The organism is Pseudomonas frederiksbergensis (assembly GCF_003732665.1).
Taxonomy (GTDB): Bacteria; Pseudomonadota; Gammaproteobacteria; order Pseudomonadales; family Pseudomonadaceae; genus Aquipseudomonas; species Aquipseudomonas frederiksbergensis_G.
This window is the reverse complement of sequence record NZ_MOBP01000099.1, coordinates 1-560: the sequence shown is the minus strand read 5'-3', so window position 1 is coordinate 560 and position 560 is coordinate 1. Positions and strand designations below refer to the sequence as shown.

General features: G+C 55.7%; 1 protein-coding gene. It reads right to left on the bottom strand.

Annotated features, from left to right (window positions below):
* Nucleotides 1-278 precede the first annotated feature (278 nt).
* Nucleotides 279-560: 4Fe-4S dicluster domain-containing protein (locus tag BK665_RS33315; protein ID WP_123410648.1), on the bottom strand; the 282-nt coding region annotated here is incomplete at its 5' end.

The window sequence follows — 560 nt, the reverse complement described above, 5'->3', positions numbered from 1 at the left end:
CGTAGGAGGTACGTTGGCAACCGGCAAGGCTCATCACAACCGCTAGGCCCGTCACCACATATCTGAATTGCATATCAAGCTCCCGATTCTCTCGCTTCCGGAAAGACCATGATCAAACAAGAAGGCTGAATTATTACCAAAGCCTTACCTTGCGCAAGCGATGGCCGGGATAATTACCATTTCGGTCGATTTTTACCGAATTTTCCCAGGCCCGGTTGTAAAAAGAGCCGCGGTCGAGACCGCGGCCGGATAGATTTTCTCTCTCAAGCGAATCGCCGTTAGACGCGACGCTCGACCATCATCTTCTTGATTTCCGCGATAGCCTTGGCCGGGTTCAAGCCCTTCGGGCAAGCCTGTGCGCAGTTCATGATGGTGTGGCAACGATAAAGGCGGAACGGGTCCTCGAGATTGTCGAGACGCTCACCGGTTGCCTCATCGCGGCTGTCGATCAGCCAGCGATAGGCCTGCAGCAGAACGGCGGGGCCGAGATAACGGTCGCCATTCCACCAGTAGCTGGGACAGGAGGTGGAGCAGCAGGCGCACAGGATGCACTCGTAAAG